The 14,757-nt window shown below is 64.2% G+C and carries 9 protein-coding genes; 3 read left to right on the forward strand and 6 right to left on the reverse strand.

Annotated elements, in window-relative coordinates; all coding sequences use genetic code 11:
- Positions 1–131 precede the first annotated feature (131 nt).
- The 3 genes from tssM to HWX87_RS33600 are packed head-to-tail and all read left to right on the forward strand — an operon-like array spanning position 132 to position 6,023.
- The gene (gene tssM, locus HWX87_RS33590) at positions 132–4,082 is read left to right on the forward strand and encodes a type VI secretion system membrane subunit TssM (RefSeq protein WP_176051189.1); all 3,951 of its coding nucleotides are present in this window, start codon (positions 132–134) and stop codon (positions 4,080–4,082) included.
- Positions 4,079–5,068 (forward strand): type VI secretion system-associated protein TagF, encoded by a 990-nt coding sequence (gene tagF / locus HWX87_RS33595; protein WP_176051190.1) that lies wholly within the window; start codon positions 4,079–4,081, stop codon positions 5,066–5,068. Before tssM ends, tagF begins: the two co-directional genes overlap by 4 nt.
- Before the next feature lie 4 nt (positions 5,069–5,072).
- Positions 5,073–6,023, forward strand: coding sequence for an OmpA family protein (locus HWX87_RS33600; protein WP_176051191.1), 951 nt, complete (start codon positions 5,073–5,075; stop codon positions 6,021–6,023).
- Positions 6,024–6,117: 94 nt separating this feature from the next.
- On the opposite strand, the gene HWX87_RS33605 is transcribed toward HWX87_RS33600, so the two are convergent.
- From HWX87_RS33605 to HWX87_RS33630, 6 genes are all read right to left on the reverse strand, one after another.
- On the reverse strand, positions 6,118–8,400 hold the full coding sequence (locus HWX87_RS33605; RefSeq protein WP_176051192.1) for a DUF2235 domain-containing protein: 2,283 nt from the start codon (positions 8,398–8,400) through the stop codon (positions 6,118–6,120).
- Positions 8,393–9,229, reverse strand: coding sequence for a hypothetical protein (locus HWX87_RS33610; protein WP_176051208.1), 837 nt, complete (start codon positions 9,227–9,229; stop codon positions 8,393–8,395). Before HWX87_RS33610 ends, HWX87_RS33605 begins: the two co-directional genes overlap by 8 nt.
- 198 nt (positions 9,230–9,427) lie before the next feature.
- Complete coding sequence (locus HWX87_RS33615) at positions 9,428–10,144, reverse strand: hypothetical protein (protein ID WP_244137806.1); 717 nt, start codon at positions 10,142–10,144, stop codon at positions 9,428–9,430.
- A 133-nt stretch (positions 10,145–10,277) separates the two neighbouring features.
- The gene (locus HWX87_RS33620) at positions 10,278–11,105 is read right to left on the reverse strand and encodes a DUF3304 domain-containing protein (protein WP_176051210.1); all 828 of its coding nucleotides are present in this window, start codon (positions 11,103–11,105) and stop codon (positions 10,278–10,280) included.
- Positions 11,095–12,144, reverse strand: coding sequence for a DUF4123 domain-containing protein (locus tag HWX87_RS33625; protein ID WP_176051193.1), 1,050 nt, complete (start codon positions 12,142–12,144; stop codon positions 11,095–11,097). Before HWX87_RS33625 ends, HWX87_RS33620 begins: the two co-directional genes overlap by 11 nt.
- On the reverse strand, positions 12,144–14,702 hold the full coding sequence (locus tag HWX87_RS33630) for a type VI secretion system Vgr family protein (protein ID WP_176051194.1): 2,559 nt from the start codon (positions 14,700–14,702) through the stop codon (positions 12,144–12,146). Before HWX87_RS33630 ends, HWX87_RS33625 begins: the two co-directional genes overlap by 1 nt.
- Positions 14,703–14,757: the final 55 nt, after the last annotated feature.

Below are 14,757 nucleotides of genomic sequence, written 5' to 3' on the forward strand. Positions count from 1 at the left end.
CGATGCCGCGGGCGCATTGATGCCAGCCCCCTTCATCCCGTTTGACAGCATGGCGACACATCGCGGCGCCACCCTTGCCGCTCGACGCGCCTGCGTCGCCTCACCGAATCGCACCGGAACCTGAACGTCCTATGCAACGCATCCTCAACGTGCTGACTCATCCGCGTACGCTCTCGATTGTCGGGATCGTCGCGCTAGCGGCGATCCTCTTCATCGTCGCCGACATGCTGCAGCTGCCGCTCCTGTGGGCGGCGATCGCGTTCGCGGCGATCCTCGCGCTGTGGCTCGTCGTCGCGCTGTGGCGCCGCTGGCGCGTGAAGCGCGCGAACCAGCAGCTCGGCCAGGTGCTCGAAGAGCAGGCGGAAACCGGCAAGATCGCCGCGCCCGCCGCCGCCGCGCTCGCCCCCGACTCGAAGACCGCCGACCTCGACGTGCTGCGCACGCGCCTGTCGGATGCGGTGAAGACGATCAAGACGTCGAAGATCGGCCAGGTGTCGGGCGGCTCCGCGCTGTATGAACTGCCGTGGTACATCGTGATCGGCAACCCGGCTGCGGGCAAGAGCAGCGCGGTGCTCAACTCCGGCCTGCAGTTCCCGTTCGCGGACAAGAACAGCGCCGTGATCCACGGTATCGGCGGCACGCGTAACTGCGACTGGTTCTTCACGACCGAAGGGATCCTGCTCGACACGGCCGGCCGCTATTCGGTGCACGAGGAAGACCGCAGCGAGTGGCTCGGCTTCCTCGGCCTGCTCAAGCGTTATCGTCCGAAGGCGCCGATCAACGGCATCATCGTCACCGCGAGCATCGCCGAACTCACCGGCAACCGTCCCGAATTCGCCATCAACCTCGCGAAAAACCTCCGTCAGCGCGTTCAGGAGCTGACGGAAAAGCTGGAAGTGTTCGCGCCGGTCTACGTGATGTTCACGAAGGCCGACCTGATCACCGGCTTCACCGAATTCTTCAGCAGCAGCGACAAGCACGAGTACGACCGCGTGTGGGGCGCCACCCTGCCCTACGAGCCCGACGACAAGCGCGACGTGGTCGCGCAGTTCGACACGCACTTCGAGGAACTCTACGAAGGGCTGAAGGAAATCAGCGTCGCGCAGCTGTCGCTGTCGCGCGGCAACCAGCTGTCGCCAGGCCAGTTGAGCTTCCCGCTCGAATTCTCGACCATCAAGCCGTCGCTGCGCGCGTTCCTCGCCACGCTGTTCGAGAACAACCCGTTCCAGTACAAGCCGATCTTCCGCGGCTTCTACTTCACCAGCGCGCTGCAGGAAGGCGAAACCAACAGCGCGGCCGCGCAGCGCATCGCGCACCGCTTCGGCCTCGACGGAACCGCGCTGCCGAAACCGCACAGCGCCTTCTCGAAGAACGGCTTCTTCCTGCGCGACCTGTTCTCGAAGGTGATCTTCGCGGACCGTCAGACGGTACGCCAGTTCGCGAGCCCGACCAAGACGCGGCTGCGCTACGCGACCTTCTTCGGCTTCGTCGCGGCGCTCGCGATCGCGCTCGGCGGCTGGACCTGGTCGACGATCGGCAACCAGCAGCTCGTGTCGAACGTGCAGGCCGACCTCGACAACGTCACGCGCCTGCAGCAGGGCCGCAACGACCTGCAGTCGCGCCTGCAGGCGATGGACATCCTCGAAGACCGGATCGAACAGCTCGAGCAGTTCCGCCGCGACAAGCCGCTGTCGGTGTCGCTCGGCCTGTACCAGGGCGACCGTCTCGAGCAGCACCTGCTGACCGAGTACTACAACGGCGTGCGCCAGATCCTGCTGGCCCCCGTGTCGCAGAACCTCGCGTCGTTCATGAAGGACGTGAACGCGCATCCCGAACAGCTCGTGCCGATGACGCGCCCGCCCGAATCGGGCGCCGTGCAGGGTGGCGCGATTCCGGTCTCGACGAACGCGGCAGGCGCCGCGCCGATGGCCGGCGCCGCACTGGCCGCGTCCGGCGCCGCGCCGGCCGCCGCAGCGCAACAGCCGGCCGCACCGCAGGGCGGCCTCTACAGCGACGCGTCGCCGACCAACGTGCAGGACGCGTACAACGCGCTGAAGACGTACCTGATGCTGTCCGACAAGCGTCACGTCGAGCAGGCGCACCTGACCGACCAGCTCGCGCGCTTCTGGCGCGGCTGGCTCGAGACGAATCGCGGCAACATGCCGCGTGACGAGATGATCAAGAGCGCCGAGCGCATGATCTCGTTCTACCTGTCCCGCGTGAACGACAACGACTGGCCGATGATCGACGCGAACCTCGCGCTCGTCGACCAGACCCGCGAGAACCTGCGCCGCGTCGTGCGCGGCATGCCGGCCCGCCAGCGTGTCTACGAGGAAATCAAGGCACGCGCGTCGACCCGCTTCGCGCCGATGACCATCGCGCGCATCGTCGGCGACGGCAACCAGTCGCTCGTGGCGGGCAGCTACGCGATTCCGGGCACGTTCACGCGCGAAGCGTGGTTCGACTACGTGCAGCCGGCGATCCGCGATGCGGCGACCAAGGAACTGCAGGCGAAGGACTGGGTGCTGAACACGTCGACGCAGGACGACCTGACGCTCGAGGGCAGCCCCGAGCAGATCCAGAAGACGCTCGTCGGCATGTACAAGACCGAATACGCGCAGCACTGGCAGAAGTTCATGCAGGGCATCGCCGTGCAGGGCTTCAGCAGCTTCGGCCAGGCCGTCGACGGGATGAACCGCCTCGGCGACCCGCAGGATTCGCCGATCCGCAAGATCCTCGAGACCGCGTACGACCAGACGTCGTGGGACAACCCGTCGCTCGCGAACGTGACGATCAAGAAGGCGCAGACGGGCGTCGTGAACTGGGTCAAGCAACTGTTCTCGCGCTCGCAGGCCGGCCAGGTGGCGGCCGCCAACATCGACATCAACGGCAATCCGGCCGAGGTGCCGATGGGTCCGATCGGCCAGGAGTTCATCGGGCTCGCGCGGATCGTCGCGACGCATGACGGCACGTCGATGCTCAAGGGCTACATGGAATCGCTGTCGAAGGTCCGTACCCGCTTCAACGTGATCAAGAACCAGGGCGACCCGGGCCCGGGCGCGCGCCAGCTGATGCAGCAGACGCTCGACGGCAACGGTTCGGAACTCGCCGATTCGCTGAAGCTCGTCGACGAGCAGATGCTGACGGGCCTCACCGATTCGCAACGCAAGTCGCTGCGTCCGCTGCTCGTGCGGCCGCTGATGCAGGCGTTCGCCGTCGTGATCCAGCCGGCCAGCGCCGAAGTCAACAAGGTGTGGAACGCGCAGGTCTACCAGCCGTTCCAGAACTCGCTCGCGACGAAGTACCCGTTCGCGGCGAGCGCGAAGATCGAAGCCGGCGCCGGCGAGATCGCGCAGGTGTTCGGTCCGGACGGCTCGATCGCGAAGTTCGTCGGCACCACGCTCGGGCCGCTCGCGGTGCGCCGCGGCGACACGCTCGCCGCCCGCACGTGGGGCGACATGGGCATCGGGCTCACGCCGGACTTCACGAACGGCTTCGCACGCTGGGTCGCGCCGCTCGCAGGCGGGGCCGCCGGCAGCGCGGCTGCATCGTCCGAGCCGCAGACCGTGTTCCAGATCCTGCCGCAGCCGAGCACGGGCACGACGGAATACACGATCGCGATCGACGGCCAGCAACTGCGCTACCGCAACACGCCGCCGCAGTGGACCAACTTCGTATGGCCGAACCCGCAGGGCTCGCCGGGCGCGACGCTGTCCGCGACGACCTTCGACGGCCGCACGGTGCAGCTCGTCAACGAGCCGGGCCGCTACGGTCTCGAGAAGCTGATCAACTCGGCGCAGCGCAAGCGCCGTCCGGACGGCACCTTCGACCTGACGTGGGCGCAGGGCAGCGTGAACGTGTCGGTGACGATGCGCATCATCAGCACGTCGCAACCGTCCGGCGGTGGCGGCAGCGATCAGCCGCAGCAGCAGAGCCTGCGCGGCCTGCAGTTGCCGTCGTCGGTCGCCGACGCAAGCGCGGGCGCCGCGCAGAACGCGACCCAGTCCGCCGGCACGGGTACGCCGGCGGCCGCGCCGGCCGTCGCGGCCGCCAACGCAACGAATGCACAGGGGGCGCAATGACGCAAACCGTTCAGGCGCAAATCGCCTACTTCGGCAAGATTCCGTCGCGCGGCGACTTCGTCAAGAGCGCGCACAATCCGCAGCTGCTGCAGACGCTCGACCGCTGGATCGCGCAGGCGCTCGAGCTGCTCGCGGAAGATCCGCGCTGGAAGATCGTCTACGAGGATGCGAAGCCGATGCATTTCGCGTTCCTCGGCTCGCGCAGCAAGCTCGCGATCGCGGGCCACATGGTCGCGAGCCACGACGTATCGATGCGCCGCTTCCCGTTCCTCGGCGCAACCGCGCTCGAGGTCGACCGGCCGCTCGCGTTCCTCGCGCGCAGCCCGCTCGCGTTCGCACGGCTGTGGTCGCGCGTCGCCACGCAGATCCCGCCGCTGCTCGGCAAGGACGAGCCGCCCGGCGCGCTGCAGGCGCTCGGCGACACGCAGGTGCCGATCGACGTCGGCGGCCCCGGCACGTCGCATGACGGCACCTTCAACGATTTCGTCGAACACCAGTCGCTGTACGGCCTCCAGGAGATGCTGCTCGAAAGCGGTCATCCGGTGCGGCTGCGCGGCGCGATGCTCGCGCTCGGATCGCTGCTGCGGCCGGTGATGCAGAGCGGCTCGTCGCACATCGAACGCGGCCTCACGCTGCCGCTGCCGGTCGATCCGTTCTACCGCAGCCTCGTCGCCGCGTTCTGGCTCGAACTGATCGCGCCGTTCGTCGCGCAGGCCGACTTCGAGCTCGCGATCTTCATCGGCACGATCGCCGAGCGCGAACGGCTGGTCATCGGCTTCAACGGCGCGTCGGCCAAGACGCTGCTGAGCGTGGTCGACCCGCAGACCTACGCCGCCCACAACATCGACATCGACGATCCCGAGTGGATCGACGCCCATGCGCAAAACGATCAGCAGATCAGCAAGCTCGTCAGCTACCTCGACCAACCGCAACTCTCGCTGCGCGTCGCCATCGACGCGTTCCGCGAAGCGTTCATCGGAGGCTGACGGGATGCATCGCACGATTCACGCCCGGCGCACCCGTTTTTCGGTCGCCCTCTCGCCCGCGCTCGCCGCCCTCTTCGCCGCCGGCCTCGTCGCCAGCGGCGCGGCCTTCGCGCAGAACACCGGCGCCACCGTCACGCCGGTCGGCAACGGCACGGTCGCCACGACCGCGCTGCCGTCGTCGAACCCGAACGCCGGCGCCGCATCCGGCACGGTGGTGCACGGCACGGCCGGCACGGTCACGCCGCCGCCCGCGAACGCGACGCCCGGCCAGGTGGTCGTCGGCGGCAAGGTGCCCGACGAGGCGACCAAGGCCGCCGTGCTGCAGAAACTGCGCGATACCTACGGCGCGACGAACGTCGTCGACCAGATCGAGGTCGGCGACGTCGCGACGCCCCCGAACTGGAGCGCCAACGTGCAGAAGCTGCTCGGCGCGCAGCTCAAGCAGATCAGCAAGGGCCAGTTGAAGATCAACGGCACGCAGATCGAGATGAAGGGCGAGGTGCACAACGAAGCGCAGCGCCAGCAGCTCGCCAGCGACATGGCGAACACGCTGAACCCGACGTACACGATCAGGAACGGGCTGCGCGTGTCGGCGTCCGAACAGGGCGTGCTCGACCAGACGCTCGCGAACCGGACGATCGAGTTCGAGACCGGCAGCGCCACGCTGACGCCGCAGGGCCGGCTGATCCTCGACCAGATGGCGACCGCGCTCGCGAAGATGCAGAACCGCACGGTCGACATCATCGGCCACACCGACAACTCGGGGAACCGGACGTCGAACATCGCGCTGAGCCAGGCGCGCGCGGACGCGGTGAAGGGTTACCTGATCACGAAGAGCATTCCGCCGCAGCAGATGACGACGACGGGCGTCGGGCCGGATCAGCCGATCGCGCCGAATGACACGGCGGATGGACGGGCGCGGAATCGGCGGATCGAGTTCCGGGTGGGGCAGTAAGACCTGCGGCCGGCTCATCGCGAGCTGGCGGGCGATCCGATGCGGGCGGCGACAGGCATGTCGCCGCCCGTTTTTCATGGGCGGCTATCGACAGTCAATGAATGGGAGGCGTCGCGCCCCCCTTGTAACTCTTCGCCCATTCCTGGCTCTGCTTGGCAGCCTGGTCGATGCGGGCGGCGACGCGATCGTCTTTCTGGCGTTGCTTCGCCTCCTTGGCTAGATCGCTCGAACCGAATTCGTCCTTGTCCCGCGTGCGGAAGTACAGCGACGGTGCCAGCACATGGTCTTGCCAGCTCGTCAGCAACGTGTCGTGGACGAGCATGTCGAACAGCGCCATCACGTCCGGCGGAAGCGGGTGCTTGCCTTCGATCCCTTCTTTCCAGGCCGACACGAGTTCCATCTGGGGTTCGGGCAGCATGGCTGCTTCGACGGCGTCCGCGCTTGCCTTGTTGTTCGAATCCCACGAGTCCGGCATGTTCCGGATTCGTTCTGCGGATTTCTTCAGGCCGTCCTGGTAGGACGCGTTACGCAGCATCTTTTCCGACTCCTTGTGAAGGCGCTCCCACACGGTCGTGTAGTCCTTTGGCGCTTCCGCGATCAGCTTCTCGTAGCGCTTTTGTGCCGCATCGCTGGCCGCCTTCATCCCCCGCAGCTTCGCCTGATCGGCCGGGCTGCGGCTCGCCAGCATGCTCATGTTGATGCCCTGCCGCTGCAGTTCCCAGTCGAGCTGCGATTTCGCCGTCTTGCGCTGCAGATCGGCGTCGGTCATGTTGCGCTTCCAGTCGGCGACCGGGTCGGACATCGTGCGTTGGAACTCGGGATCGAGGTAGCGGACCGCGATCCAACGCATGAATACTTTCGAATGTGCAACAAAATCGACGCCGGCCGCACGAGGAACCAGTGCGGTATATGCGTCGACGAGCTTCTTGATACGGTATTGCTTGCCGTCGCAGCTGATAGGTTGCGCTATCGTGAACCTGTCGAACGTATCGTTCTTGTAGAGATAGAGATCCTCCATCGTATCCATGACCGCGCCAGCCTTTAGCGCCTCCATCAGCATGTCGCGCAAAGGTATCCGCATCAGTTCGGCATTCAAGCCGAGCGAACCATTTGGAGCACCACCCACGACGTCGCAACTCGTGCCCGGGTAGAGAAACTGTTCCCCACGGGTTTTCTCAAGACTGTCGAGACGCTGATAGAAGCGCATCTCATGCGCTGCGGCAAAATGGACACAGCGCTCCACGCTGGCAGGAATGCCGAGAGGGCGATCCTTATAGCTGGTCTTGATCATTCCAAGATACGGCACCATGCCGATCAGTTCGCCAGCCTCCTCCGACATGACTGACGAAACGGCGTCGAGCAGACCGACGAATTTGATCTGAATCGATACACCGTCAATTGCGAGATCCGTATCGTCCCTGCGCTTGTATTTCTGTGCCAGATCATTGATGAACGCGCGTGCGAGCACACATCCACGGTCCGCGCCAAACACCGATACCTCAATGACGCGAACTTTTGACATATGCGCCTTGACGGCTTTGTACGCAGCTTCGAACTGGTCCTTGGCTGCGATCAATCGGGTATCGACACCCGTTCCGAAGGCTTCAGCCATGACGGAATTGTCGCGCACGATCGGCACGTTCTCCATTGCAATGCCAACGAAAAGGCTGCGTGCAACCGCCCACGCTGCCTTCATGGGGGTTCCCTTGACATTGTTCTTGAAGTCATTCTTGGCGTTGCGCCACAGCAGCGTTCCTGTAGCCTTGGTCCGTTCCCAGTATCGTTCAGGCGATGCATTCAATACATTCATGACACGCCGCGCCTGAGCAGGAATGTGCTCGATATCCTTCCTGAGGTCCTCGAACGCCTTCTCGATTGGTCGAAGCGAAAAATCCCCTTCGAGGAACTGCTTCTTCACGTTGTCGACACGCTTTTTCACACTGGCCTGTTTGATCGACGTATCGACACGCGTGAATGACTGGCCGACCGCCGTCGCGGCGCTCTGCGCCTTCTTGGCCGCCATCTTCGCAGCCGCCACACCAGCATTGACCCAAGCGTTGGACTTGGCTGACTCGTTCAGCGGCGTGCCCAATCCCGAATAATAGAAGCGGTACCAGAACTGATTGACCGGCCGACGCGAATCGTCGTTATCGCGATGAGCCTCCCACAAACGACAGATATTCGAGTACCGGGAACTTGCCTTGTCGTCGAGATCGGCATTTCGGCCAAACGCGTCAAAGAAGAAACCCATGCGAATCGTCGCCCCGCAAGGCATGCAATCCCCCTTCGGATAGAGGTTCGCGTTCCGGGAAGTTACTTGCGCATACACCGACATCGGTGTTGCGTCGTCCGGGTCAAGCTTGATTTTCTCAGCCATGCGGTTTCTCCTCTACGCGAGGTTGCGGCAGCAAGCCGTCAGCGATTGCCGGCACGGCCACCGGCTTGAACTTGCCGTTCGTCAACGCCAGCCGCAGGTTGCTCGGCAGCGACTGCGCCCATTTCGCGAAGGTTCCGGGTTGACCTGCAGCGGCCTGCAAGACACGTTGAGCGTCTGGATGTGTATCGAACCGGCTGTTAACGAGCAGACTCATGTATGTGTACTGCTCCAGATCATCACTGTCGGTCAGACGGTATTTCAACCACGCCGACGCTACGACACGAGCAATACGTCGAAACTGCTGATCCTCGCGCTCGTCATATCGCTTGTCCAGTTGCGTCTGGTACTGCTTCGCCCACCTCACGACATCGACGATGGGCAGTCGCGCGTCGTCAAGCATCTTGCCGGGAAACTCAAACTCGACGTGCCGGTCCGGAAAGAAATGCACTTCGAGAATCCGCGACCCCACATCGTCAGGCGACTTGGACTGCGGCATCGACACTTTCGTCTCGGCATGGAACATCTGCTTGTTCCCTTTGTGCCATTGGTCGACATCGTAGTAATTCCATTTGACGACAAATTCCGTGCCCTTCAGCTTGTAGCAACATTTGACACTACCGCCCCCCGCGCCCGGCGGGTCGTCCCCCCCGCCGCTCGCCGTATTTCCAAACGTGTCAGCGATCGTGAAGCCGCTCATGTTGTACGGCAGATAATTGCGGCCAATAACCGAAATCCCGCTGTAGGTCGGCTCAGACTTCCCGCATGCGGTCACGGCCACCACGAGCAAGCCCCCTGCCAGAACACGACGTACCAGACTCGACAATCTCATTGCTCTACTCATTGATGTTTCCTTTCTGAACCGCGCCCGGCACGTCATACAGGCATCGACCGCAATCATCCGAATGCTCTTGGCGACACAGACCACCAAATGCGCCGCGCATATTTCCGTCGTCGCGTACCCATCTCGCACCGACGTCCACGTTTCATCAATCCTTCCCGTCCACATCGCAAATCGCATCCGACACGATCATCCACGTGGCGGTGGCAACAAACCACCGGATATCGCCGGCACAGCAACCGCTTCGAACGCGTCGTTCGACAATGCGGACAACACGCTCTTCGGTAGCGATTGCATCGACTTCGCAAACGTACCGGGCTTGCCGGCAGCCGTCTGCAGCAGGCGCTGAACCTCGGGATGCGCATCGAATCGGTTGTTCACGAGCAAGGCGTAATACGTGTACTGCTCGAGATCGCTTCGATCGGTCAGGCGGTATTTCAGCCACGCACCGGCGACAACGCGAGCAATACGCCGATGCGACTGCCCGTCGGTGTCGTGAAACTTCTCGTCGAGCCTCGCCTGATAGCAAGCGGCCATCCATCGAGAAACGTCGACAATCGGAACACGCGAATCGTCCAGAAGTTCACCCGGGAACTGCAGCTCGACGTGACGATCGGGATAGAAATGCACTTCGAGAACCCGGCCGCCGACTTCCTCGGGAATCGCCGCAAGCGGCATCGCGACTTTTGTCTCGCTCTGCTGCATGTGCGGGTCCTGCATCGTCCACTGATCTGCGTCGTAGTACTTCCACCTGACCGTAAATTCCGTCCCCTTCAGCTTGTAGCAGCATGTCACGCTCCCGCCACCCGCACCCGGCGGATCATCACCGCCGCCACTCGCCTTGTTCCCGTACGCGTCGGTAATGGTAAAGCCGCTCATGTTGTACGGCAGATAATTCCGGCCCATGACCGAAATCCCGCCATAGGAGGGCTCCGACTTGCCGCACGCCGTCACAGCCGTGAACAACAGGCAAGCCAACGCCGTCCTGCGTGCGATGTCGACGCGCGCCAGACCGCGCCCCGGATCGAACCCGCCCGACTCAGCCATGCCGCACCTCCGGCACACGCGGCGGCGGCAGTAACCCGTCCTCAATCACCGGGACAACCACCGGCTCGAAGCTATCGCTCGCCAGCGCCGACTGCACGCTCTTAGGCAGAGACGGCATCGACTTCGCAAACGTACCCGGCTTGCCGGCAGCCGTCTGCAGCAGGCGCTGAACCTCGGGATGCGCATCGAATCGGTTGTTCACAAGCAAGTCGTAGTAAGCGTACTGCTCCAGATCATCGAGATCCGTGAGTCGGTATTTCAGCCATGCCGTTGCTACGACACGAACGATGCGTCGAAACTGCTGATCTTCGCGTTCGTCGTACCGCTTGTTCAACTGATCCTGATAGCGGCTGGACATCCAGCGCGACACATCGACCATCGGAATGCGCGATGCATCCGCCAGCGCACCGGGAAATTGCAGCTCGACGTGACGATCCGGGTAAAAGTGCACTTCTAGAATTCGGTCACCGATCTTTTCCGGAATCTGGGCCGACGACATCACGGCCCTTGCCTCGGCATGAAGCGTTTCCTCGTTGCCTTTGTGCCACTGGTCGACGTCGACATAGTTCCATTTGACCGTGAACTCGGTACCCTGGAGCTTGTAGCAACAAGTCACCCCGCCTCCGCCACCCGGCAAGCTATTCCCACCACCCGCCTTGTTTCCGTAAGCATCGGCGATCGTAAATCCATCCAGGTTGTACGGCAGATAGTTGTGAGCGATCACCGAAATCCCGCCATACACCGGCTCCGACTTGCCACACGCACTCAAGCTCGAAGCCACCGCAAGCAGGCTCACCGCCACCCCGGACCTACGCCACATCACCACGCGCCTCCAGCAACGCGCGCTCGTGCGCATCGCGAATCGCATCCCAGGTGGCATCGTCGATCGATGCCAGCGCCGCATCGACGCTCGTTTCTCCGCGCGACGCGGCTTCCAGGCGCGACTTCACGGCCGGATGTTCGTCGAACCGCGGCGCGACCTGCACGCCGGTCACGACATAACAGAGCAGCCCGACCTCGTCGACGATCCCGTGCGCCGCCGCACGATCGAGCTGCCCGACGACCTGGTCGTGAAGCTGCACATCGGACAGGTGATCGACCGCCGCCGCCATCGTCTCCCGAAACTTCAGCACGAGCTTGTCCGGATACCCGAGCTCGATCAGCTGCTCATGCTGCCGTTCGCTCAGGCCCGGCGCATCGCCCGCCGTCATTGCCCCTTCGATCGCCGGTGCATCGTTACGCCACACGACTTCGTCGAGCCGCCGGTCGCGATAGCGGATCTCGCCGAACGGCGCGACAAACTGCTGCGCCTGCGTGTCGCTCCACACCCGCCGAAGTCGCCCGAAAACATGGTTGTCGAAGAAAAACAGGTAGTACGCGCGACCGTTCGGCAGCGCGTACTTCACGTAACGGCGCAAATGCGCATCCAGCGCATCGAACGACCACGCCGAACACAACCACGTCACCGCATGCAGATCGACCGCGTCCAGCCACAGCTGGCGCAGCACACGATGCTGTTCGGCATCCCCGTCGTCGAGCACCTGACGGTCGAACGCGATCAGGTACGGCGCGATATCGGTATAGGCATCCAGCCCGGTGTCGGTCCAGAGCGACGCGTGGCGCAGGCCGCGCACGGCTGCGAGCTGCGTGTCGAGCTCCTGATACCCGCGCGTATCGACAAGCGCGTAAAGCCGCATCGCCCGGCCGTCGTCGGCCTTGCGCTCGAGCGCCGTCTTCAGCGTCTCCAGGAATGCCGGCCATTCAGGCTCGCGCGGATTCGGCGCGGCATCGACGATTTCGGCTGCGTCAGCGATATCGTTCGGGACGACGGCGCCGTCTGTGTCGTTGACTTCGTCCATCAATCCGCCTCGACCATCGATTCGCGGCCGCTATGCGCGTTCAGCACGCATTGCTTGCACGTGCCGCCCGGCATCGCGGGCAGCGGATACGGCATGCTCGTCGGCCCGGCGAACTCGTGCTGCGCACCCTTGAAGTCGATCTTCCCCGGCGCGTGAATCTCGATGTTGCCGCCCTTGATCCGGATATACGCGCCGCCCGAGGTCAGCAGGATTTCCTGCTTGGCGGCCACGTCGACGTTCTCGGTCGCCGCCACCATCTTCAGCGTCTTCTGCGCGGTGAGCTCGACGTTGTCCGCGTGCGCCTGGATCTCGACCTTGCCCTTCGCGGCGAACAGCTTCATCCCCGCGTTCTGCACGAACAGGCTGATGCGATCGCGAACACCGGCGATCAGCGACTTGCCGCTCGTGATGAAGGTGCTCTGGCCGCTGACGATATTGGTCTGCCGGTCGCTCGCGAGGTGCACCGACTGCTGCGACGCCATCCCGATCCCCGACGGGCCCGCGAACAGCATCACCGGCTCCTTGAATGCGTTCGCATTGCCGGTCCCGCCGCCGGCGGTCCGCCCGCCCGACGACGCACCCGATGCGCTCTCCTGCGTCGCGTCGGTGAACGTCTTCAGCGCATCGTGACCGTCGTCGAGACTGGCCGCCTGGTGCGACTCGCTGATCTGCGACATCGACTCGATCAGCCCCTCAGCATTGACGAGCTGCTGTTGCGCTTCCTTCACATCGAGCGGCTGGCTGTTCGCCTGCTTCGGATGCGTCGTCACGTACAGGCCCTGCCCGGCACGCACGGCGCCGTACGCATCCGTACGCAGGTCGAAACCCGAGCCGAGATACGCGCCGCGCGTGTTGCCGCTCTGTTCGATCAGGTAACCGAGATGGAGCAGCGAATTCGCACTGCTGCTGAACAGGCGCGCGCGGTTCTGCCCGGTCGCGTCGTCGAGCACCATCTCGTTGTGACCGGAACCCGCGTACTCCTTCGAGCGGAATCCCGACAGGATCCCGTCGCTATGCCATTGCGGCTTGGCGGCCCCGTTGTACACGCGGTGCATCACGATCGGCCGGTCGCAGTCGCCGCCGATGTAACCGATCAGCACTTCCTCGCCGACCCGCGGAATATGGACGGCCCCGTAGCCGCCGCCGGTATCCGACTGCACGACGCGCATCCAGCACGACGCGGTTTCGGTGCCCTGGTTCTGCCGGTCCCAGACGAACATGACCCTGATCCGGTTCAGTTCGTCCGTATACACCTCTTCGCCCTTCGGCCCGACGACGACGGCCGTCTCGAGCTGCATGACGGGCTTCCGGTGCTCGAACGGGCTGCGATACGGCACGGTGGCACGCTGCGCTTCGACTTCGACGAGATAAAACCCTGCCGAGCCGTCGTCGTGCCCGACCTCGAACGCCACCGCTGCCCCCTGCCCGGCCTTGGCCTGCGCGAGCCGGTCCTGCAGACTGTGCGGGAAGTGCGCGTCGTGGTCCGAGAGCGGCAGGTTGTTCTCGATGTACCGCGTCACGCCGATCGCCGCGAACTCGCGATCGCCCTGCGGATCGCCGTCGTGCGCCGGATGATCGGCCAGTGTGAAACGCCGGCCCGCATCGATCCCGCGCACGCCGCCCACGCCGAAGAAGCGCTTCGCGCGCGACTCCCATTCCTCCAGGCGGATCTTCGACAGATGTTCGCCGCGATCCTGGCCCGGATACGTGTAGGCGCCCGTGTATTCGTAGATTTCGGCCTGGTCCGGCAAATCGCCCTGCCCGGCCTTGGTCGGCAGCGTCGTGCCGTTCGGACTGCCCGCCGACGACGGCGATTTGTAGTCGAAGGTGCGCGTCGTGTGCAGCGTGCTCTGCAAGGTCCGCGATGCGGCCCACTGCGTGAAGCCGGTGGTCTCGGTGCCCGCTCCCGCGCGATCGAAGCCGACGGTTTTCGGCGACAGTTCGTCAACCGCGTGCAGATCGTCGGTAATGACGAGCATGTGCGACCTGCCATCGTCGGCGTGACGCCAGAAACCGAACAGCCCTTCGTCCTCCATCAGGCGGTGCACGAAGTTCCAGTCGGTTTCGCTCTGGCGACAGTACGAGCGCGACGGCAGCGGCTTCGACAGCGCGAACTGATACTGGCCCCTGGCCTGCGGATGCGCGTCGAACACGTCGGCGAGAATCGCATCGACGCTCCTGTCCTGCCAGTACCGCATGTCACTGCGGAACCTGAGGAAGTGCATCCACGATGCGAAGCTCAGCTGGTAGCTCGACAGGCTGCCGTCCGCACCGAGCCGGCGCGCCGTATGGACATAGCCGTTGATCGGCAGATACGACCGGTTCGCCTGCTGGATCCACAGCGTCATCGGCTGCGCGATCAGCGTCTTGAGTTCGACGTCGCTCGCGGTGGACACGAGATCGAGCGTCACGCTGAAATCGCGCCCCAGTTCGGAACGGGTCACGACCCGGCGCGGCACGAGCGCATTGTTCGGCAACGACGGAATGTCGGTCTTCAGCAGGCGGTCCTGCTGGATCAGGCCGCCGCGAATCGCCTGCGCCAGTTCTGTCACGTTCATGCGTCACTCATCTTCTTGTCTGCCGCGGGCCCGCCGGGGCACGCGCTCTCAGGAA

The sequence above is a fragment of the Burkholderia sp. BCC1644 genome (assembly GCF_902833225.1).
GTDB lineage: Bacteria > Pseudomonadota > Gammaproteobacteria > Burkholderiales > Burkholderiaceae > Burkholderia.

Bases quoted from the DNA above. Each gene is read 5' to 3' on its own strand.
- HWX87_RS33615 (WP_244137806.1), bottom strand. From the start codon at position 10,144: ATGGGCCGGAATTATCTGCCGTACAACATGAGCGGCTTTACCATTACC.
- tssM (WP_176051189.1), top strand. From the start codon at position 132: ATGCAACGCATCCTCAACGTGCTGACTCATCCGCGTACGCTCTCGATT.
- HWX87_RS33625 (WP_176051193.1), bottom strand. From the start codon at position 12,144: ATGGACGAAGTCAACGACACAGACGGCGCCGTCGTCCCGAACGATATC.
- HWX87_RS33605 (WP_176051192.1), bottom strand. From the start codon at position 8,400: ATGGCTGAGAAAATCAAGCTTGACCCGGACGACGCAACACCGATGTCG.
- tagF (WP_176051190.1), top strand. From the start codon at position 4,079: ATGACGCAAACCGTTCAGGCGCAAATCGCCTACTTCGGCAAGATTCCG.
- HWX87_RS33620 (WP_176051210.1), bottom strand. From the start codon at position 11,105: ATGTGGCGTAGGTCCGGGGTGGCGGTGAGCCTGCTTGCGGTGGCTTCG.
- HWX87_RS33610 (WP_176051208.1), bottom strand. From the start codon at position 9,229: ATGAGATTGTCGAGTCTGGTACGTCGTGTTCTGGCAGGGGGCTTGCTC.
- HWX87_RS33630 (WP_176051194.1), bottom strand. From the start codon at position 14,702: ATGAACGTGACAGAACTGGCGCAGGCGATTCGCGGCGGCCTGATCCAG.
- HWX87_RS33600 (WP_176051191.1), top strand. From the start codon at position 5,073: ATGCATCGCACGATTCACGCCCGGCGCACCCGTTTTTCGGTCGCCCTC.